5 protein-coding genes are annotated in these 6129 nt (G+C 37.8%); all 5 read left to right on the top strand.

Annotated elements, in window-relative coordinates; translation table 11 throughout:
• Window positions 1-312 precede the first annotated feature (312 nt).
• Entirely contained in the window at window positions 313-2082 is a 1770-nt protein-coding gene (locus tag KAS42_05080; GenBank protein ID MCK4905590.1) for an ABC transporter substrate-binding protein, read from the top strand.
• A 14-nt stretch (window positions 2083-2096) separates the two neighbouring features.
• Complete coding sequence (locus tag KAS42_05075) at window positions 2097-3128, top strand: ABC transporter permease subunit (protein MCK4905589.1); 1032 nt, start codon at window positions 2097-2099, stop codon at window positions 3126-3128.
• Window positions 3129-3933: 805 nt separating this feature from the next.
• Entirely contained in the window at window positions 3934-4818 is an 885-nt protein-coding gene (locus KAS42_05070) for an ABC transporter permease subunit (protein MCK4905588.1), read from the top strand.
• 104 nt (window positions 4819-4922) lie between these two features.
• Window positions 4923-5894: an ABC transporter ATP-binding protein gene (locus KAS42_05065; protein ID MCK4905587.1), complete on the top strand. Its 972-nt coding sequence runs from the start codon at window positions 4923-4925 to the stop codon at window positions 5892-5894.
• 56 nt (window positions 5895-5950) lie between these two features.
• Window positions 5951-6129: ATP-binding cassette domain-containing protein (locus KAS42_05060; GenBank protein ID MCK4905586.1), on the top strand; the 179-nt coding region annotated here is incomplete at its 3' end.

Here is a 6129-nt window from a genome sequence, read left to right as displayed (position 1 = left end):
GGACTCGTCGGAGAGTCATCGGACCTTCGCAATGACAATTTCAACGAAATTGCTATACAAATTGAATTTGTTATGGCAAGGAACAGAATTCTTTCGCCTGTCATTGCGAATCGAAAATGAAGCAATCTATTTTTTAATCCAATCTATACAATATGATAAAATAACAACAATACGTAATTGGTAATTCTAAAAATTACTATTTACCCGAAGCACTCCCGTTGGAGTGCGTAGTCCCCCCTGTTATATTTCGATGAAATGTAGGGGGGAAGATTTGACTCTATAATTTTATTACTAATTACTATTTACGATAAAATGCGGTTTAAAAAACTACTCTCTATTTTTATAATTTTAATTGTTACAGTAGCCCATTCCCCTGCCGATGAATTTTTCCCCAAAGATAACTGGAAAGACCTGCCCAATCCGTTAGCAAGCCCCCAGGCTAAAGTCGGCGGAGAAATGGCTACTTTTGCCGGGCAATATCCTAATAGTCTGAATTATTATCTTGCCAGCAATATACTTACATCAGAAGTATTCAGTGCTATGTATGATTCCCTTCTTACGCTTCATCCCCTTACGGCTGAATATGAGCCGATGATTGCCAAGCAATGGAGTATTTCTGATGATAAAACAACTTTTACATTCTGGATAGATGAACGCGCAAGATGGAGTGATGGTGAGCCTATTACTGCATATGATGTGGAGTGGACATTCCAAGCCATAATGGATCCCAAAAATCTAACCGGCGTTTTTAAGATGTCTATGGAAAAATTCTTACCACCTGAAGTTGTAGATGAACACACAATAAGATTTACAACGAAAGAGGTGCACTGGAGAAATCTTTTAGCATTGGGAGGATTAAATATTCTTCCTAAACATATTTTTGAGAAGAAGGATTTCAATAAGATAAATTTCCAGTTCCCTGTAGTATCGGGGCTTTATAAACTCGGCGAAATTAATGAGGGGCTTTTTATTAAGATTGTGCGTAGAGATAACTGGTGGGCAAAATCAGAGCAACGTTTTCAGAACACAGGTAATTTTCAGACAATTGTTTTCAGATTTTTTGCAGAACGGGAGAATGCATTTGAAGCGTTTAAAAAAGGATTAATAGACATTTATCCTGTTTACACATCCCGCCTTTGGGTAAACGAAACAAAGGGTGAGAAATTTGAAAAGGAATGGATTGTAAAACAGAAGATATACAATTATGAGCCGGCGCCTTTTCAAGGATTTGCCATGAATATGAGAAGACCGCCGTTTGACGATATAAAGGTGCGAAAAGCGATGGCGTATCTGCTTGATAAGGAACAAATGAACCGAACTCTTATGTATAACCAATACACTATGCATTGTTCATATTTTGAAGACCTTTATTCAAAAGAAGCGCCCTGTAAAAATAAGGTTTTTAATTTTGACAAGGAAAAAGCAATGGCATTATTAAAAGAAGCGGGATGGCAGGTAAATCCACAAACCGGATTTTTGGAGAAGAACGGTAAACGTTTCAGTTTTAAATTTCTTAATCGCGATTCATCTACTGGAAAATTCATTAATATATATGCCGAAGACTTAAAAGACATAGGAATAGAATTGAAGATAGACCAGAAAGACTTTGCGACTTGGATGAAGGATATGGACGAATTCAATTTCGATATGACTTGGGCGGCTTGGGGTTCTGTCATATTCAAAGACCCTGAAAGCATGTGGGCATCAACAGAAGCTGATAGAAAGTCGGGGAACAATATCACCGGTTTTAAAGATAAGGTAGTTGATGTCTTCATAGAAAAACAAAAAACTATTTTTGATGTAGAAAAACGGCACGAAATATGCCGCCAAATTGATGCTATTGTTACAAGTCAGTGTCCTTATATATTAATCTGGCGTATTAATTATATCCGTCTGCTTTATTGGAATAAATTCGGCACACCTTCAACCGTTCTTTCAAAATACGGCAATGAAAATTCCGCCTATTGGTATTGGTGGTATGACGAGGATTCGGCTGAAGATTTAACCGATGCGATTCAAAAAGGCAGGTATCTGCCGGGTTGCAAAGCTTCTATTTTCTTTGACGAAGAATTTAAGGAATAACATTTATGGAAAGAATGGAGTATTTTATACGGCGTCTTTTATTAATAATCCCCACTTTTATAGGAATAACTATTATCTGTTTCGGACTCATTCAGTTTGTCCCGGGAGGTCCTGTTGAAGAAAAGATAATGCAGATGAGAGCTGCTACAAGCGGCGAAGGAGGAAAAGGAGCATCTGCAACAACGACTATAACTGCAGAATATCGCAAACAACTTGAAGCTCATTTTGGTTTTGATAAGCCATTTTATAAACGATATTTTAAATGGCTGATTACCGATAGAATCGGCTTAAAGATGGAATCATATAAGTTCCCCAATAAAACCGCCTTACAGCTTATACGCGAACGATTGCCCGTGTCTTTAATTTTCGGAATTACGGGTTTTTTACTAAGTTATTTGATATGTATTCCTCTGGGAATTGCCAAAGCGCTGAGGCACGGGAGTAAGTTTGATATCACATCAAGTGTAATCGTATTTATCGGTTACGCTATCCCTGCGTTTGCATTCGGTATGATTTTGAAAATGCTTTTATGCGGAACGGTAGAAGGCCTATGGGACATTTTTCCGGTTACGGGATTTCAATCATATAATTTTGCATTGCTTTCATTTTCGGAAAAAACAAAAGATATTTTCATGCATATGTTTCTTCCTGTTTTATGCTATGTAATCGGTAATTTTGCGGTTTTGACTTTGTTAATGAAAAATTCTCTTTTGGAACAGATAGGAAAAGATTATATCCGCACCGTCATTGCAAAAGGGGGTAGTTCCAAGAGAGCCATATGGGGACACGCGCTCAGGAATTCTTTAATACCTATTGCAACAGGTTTCGGTGGTATTCTTATGGTGATGTTTGCCGGTTCGGTAATAATAGAACAAATTTTTGAAATACCCGGCATGGGGCGATTAAGTTTGGAAGCCATAATAGGACGGGATTATGCGGTATTTATGGCAATACTTTCTCTTACATCTATACTGACACTTTTGGGCAACATTCTATCGGATTTCTGTTATGTATTAATTGACCCGAGGATAACCTTTAACAAATGAATCCCGCCCTTTCTAAAATTCGATATATTAAGGGTGTGGAATATTCAGATATTAAAAGGCGTAGAAGATTAAAACGAATGAATAACAAAGAAGGTGCAGAGTGAATATAAGCGCAATAACGCAAAAACGGTTTCGCCGATTCAAAGAGAAAAAAAGGGCATACTGGGCATTCTTATTGCTCATCATACTTTATGTGTTAAGCCTCGGAGCCGAGTTAATCTGCAATGATAAACCTTTATACATTCGTTATAACGGAAAATCTTACTTCCCTATTTTTAAATATTATCCAGAAGATATTTTTCTAAATAACGATAAACAAACACGGCCCAATTATAAGCAAGTTAACAAAACTACTGTTTTTGCGGCTCATGTGGAAAACTTCATGGTGTTTCCGTTAATATCATATAATCCCTATGAAAACATTGACCCCGAATCATTACGCTCCGAAGAAAAAGTTACGTTGACCATGACGCCTATACCAAGAGTCGGTAATATCAATATCCGCCCTGATTTAGGCATAAAACGCTCAACATTCTGTGGTTTCTTTTTTGATACAAAAGATAATTCTGTGAACGGGTTAAAGCTAACCGACTATTTTGACATAACTCCTAAATTAGAAAATGCCATAAAGGAAAGGTTTCTTAATAAAAAATCTATATCTTTATCAGTTACCTTGACAAGTAAAGTAAATCCCGAACTTAAAGCGGAAATTTTATTATCAGAATTTTCACAGCGAAAGAATCCGCCTGATACAGTTCGCATCAGGTTTAATCAACTCTTGGATAGAACTATAAAACCTAAAACTATGGTCTTTAACAGAGAATTTAAAAATGCAGGACAGACCTTTATACTATCAGAAGAAATTGGAATTGATGAGGATAGTCTTTTATTCGGTATAGTAATTAGACGTTTTGATGAATATATAGAACCTTTTACGTTGATTATAAAAAATATAATATACAAAATAAATGTTGAGAAGAACGATATCAGTTGGCCCTACCATCCTGTTCGAGGGCATTGGCTTGGAATTGACAGTAACGGACGTGATGTATTGGCTCGCGTCATTTATGGCCTGCGTATTTCCATGACCTTCGGTTTTCTTTTGGTTACGGTATCAATGATTATGGGCACTTTTATAGGCGCGGTTCAGGGATATTTTGGAGGCAAACTCGATATTACAGGACAACGTTTAATAGAAATATGGAGCGCCCTGCCGTTTTTATATGTAATGATATTATTGGGTTCAATTTATGGCAGAAGTTTTGCTCTGTTGCTTTTCTGTTACGGCATATTCAATTGGATAGGGATTTCGTATTATATGCGCGGTGAATTCCTGCGTCTTCGCAAACAACCGTTCGTTGATTCCGCAAAATGCATAGGAATATCTCCTCTAAAAATTATTATCCGACATATTCTGCCTAACGCTCTAACTCCGATTATTACTTTTTTCCCGTTTTATCTTGTAGGCGCAATAGGAGCATTGGCGGCATTGGATTTTCTAGGATTCGGACTACCCCCGCCTACTCCCAGCTGGGGTGAACTTTTGCACCAGGCGCAACAATTCCGTTGGGCGTGGTGGCTCATACTATATCCTTCAATGGTTCTTTTTATAGTTATGCTTTTGGGAATTTTTATAGGAGAAGGCGTTAGGGACGCTTTTGATCCGCGTCCTTACAGCAAGATGGAATAAACCCCGCTCCCCGTGCTAAAGCACGGGGCTTTGGGGAAAACTTAATAATACAAACCCTCCATCTCCGCTCTAAAAAGCGGGGCTTTTTGGGGGGCGGGGTAAATATGAAAAAATTATTAGATATTAAAGACCTGTCGATTTCGTTTAAAACTGACGAAGGAACTATTCGCGCAGTTGACAAGGTCTCTTTTTCGATTAATAAAGGAGAAGTATTGGGGTTGGTAGGCGAATCCGGTTGCGGAAAATCTGTAACCTCAATGAGTGTTTTACGCCTGATAGCATCACCGCCGGGCAATATAGATTCGGGAAAAATAATTTTTGATAATAAAGATTTGTTATCTATCCCCATAGAAGAACTCAAGAAAATCAGAGGAAAATCCATAAGTATGATTTTTCAAGAACCTATGACTGCTTTATCACCTCTGCATTGTGTAGGAAACCAATTAGTTGAAACACTGCAATTTCACGACAATATTGATTACAAAAAAGCATGGGAAATAAGCGAACAATGGCTTCATAATGTCGGAATTGGCGATCCTGGAAAAAATATGTATGCTTATCCTTTTCAGTTATCAGGCGGAATGTCTCAGAGAATCATGATTGCTATGGCTCTTATGCTTGACCCCAAACTGATTATCGCCGACGAACCCACAACAGCGCTTGATGTCACAATCCAAGCGCAAATATTCGATCTCATGCGCGAAATGAAAAAGAAAGATACATCACTACTATTAATAACACATAATATGGGTATTATCTGGGAAATGTGCGACCGTGTCGCTGTAATGTATGCAGGAGAAATTGTCGAGATCGGCACGATTAAAGGAATATTTCAGGAACCTTTGCATCCATACACACAAGCTCTGTTAAATTCAATTCCTTCAATCTCTATAAAACGTGAAAAATTGAAATCAATCCCGGGACAAGTTCCTTCGCCTTTTAATTATCCCAAAGGATGCAGGTTTCAGGATAGATGCAATTATACTTTTGATAAATGTCGCAAAGAACATCCTGATCTTGAAAAAATTAATGATAGACAAGCAAGATGTTTCTTGGCAAAAAATAGGAACAGATAAAAAAATGAAGGTGTCCCGACGTTACGTCGGGACAAAAAAAGAAAGTGCAGATTCAAATGGGAAAATTTGACAACTCTACTCTTAATATAAGTAACCTCAAAACTTGGTTTCCAATACGCCGAGGAATTCTATCAAGAACAGTAGGATATACACGCGCTGTAGACGGAGTAAGTCTTAATATTAAGCAAGGTGAAACATTGGGGCTGGTAGGCGAATCCGGCTGCGGTAAAACAAC

Source organism: bacterium (assembly GCA_023135785.1).
GTDB lineage: Bacteria > CAIJMQ01 > CAIJMQ01 > CAIJMQ01 > CAIJMQ01 > CAZNJA01.
Note: the sequence above shows the minus strand (reverse complement) of the source record. Positions and strands in the feature narration are given on the sequence as shown.

Coding starts and splice junctions, on each gene's coding strand:
- KAS42_05080 (MCK4905590.1), top strand. CDS start 313: ATGCGGTTTAAAAAACTACTCTCTATTTTTATAATTTTAATTGTTACA.
- KAS42_05075 (MCK4905589.1), top strand. CDS start 2,097: ATGGAGTATTTTATACGGCGTCTTTTATTAATAATCCCCACTTTTATA.
- KAS42_05070 (MCK4905588.1), top strand. CDS start 3,934: ATGGTCTTTAACAGAGAATTTAAAAATGCAGGACAGACCTTTATACTA.
- KAS42_05065 (MCK4905587.1), top strand. CDS start 4,923: ATGAAAAAATTATTAGATATTAAAGACCTGTCGATTTCGTTTAAAACT.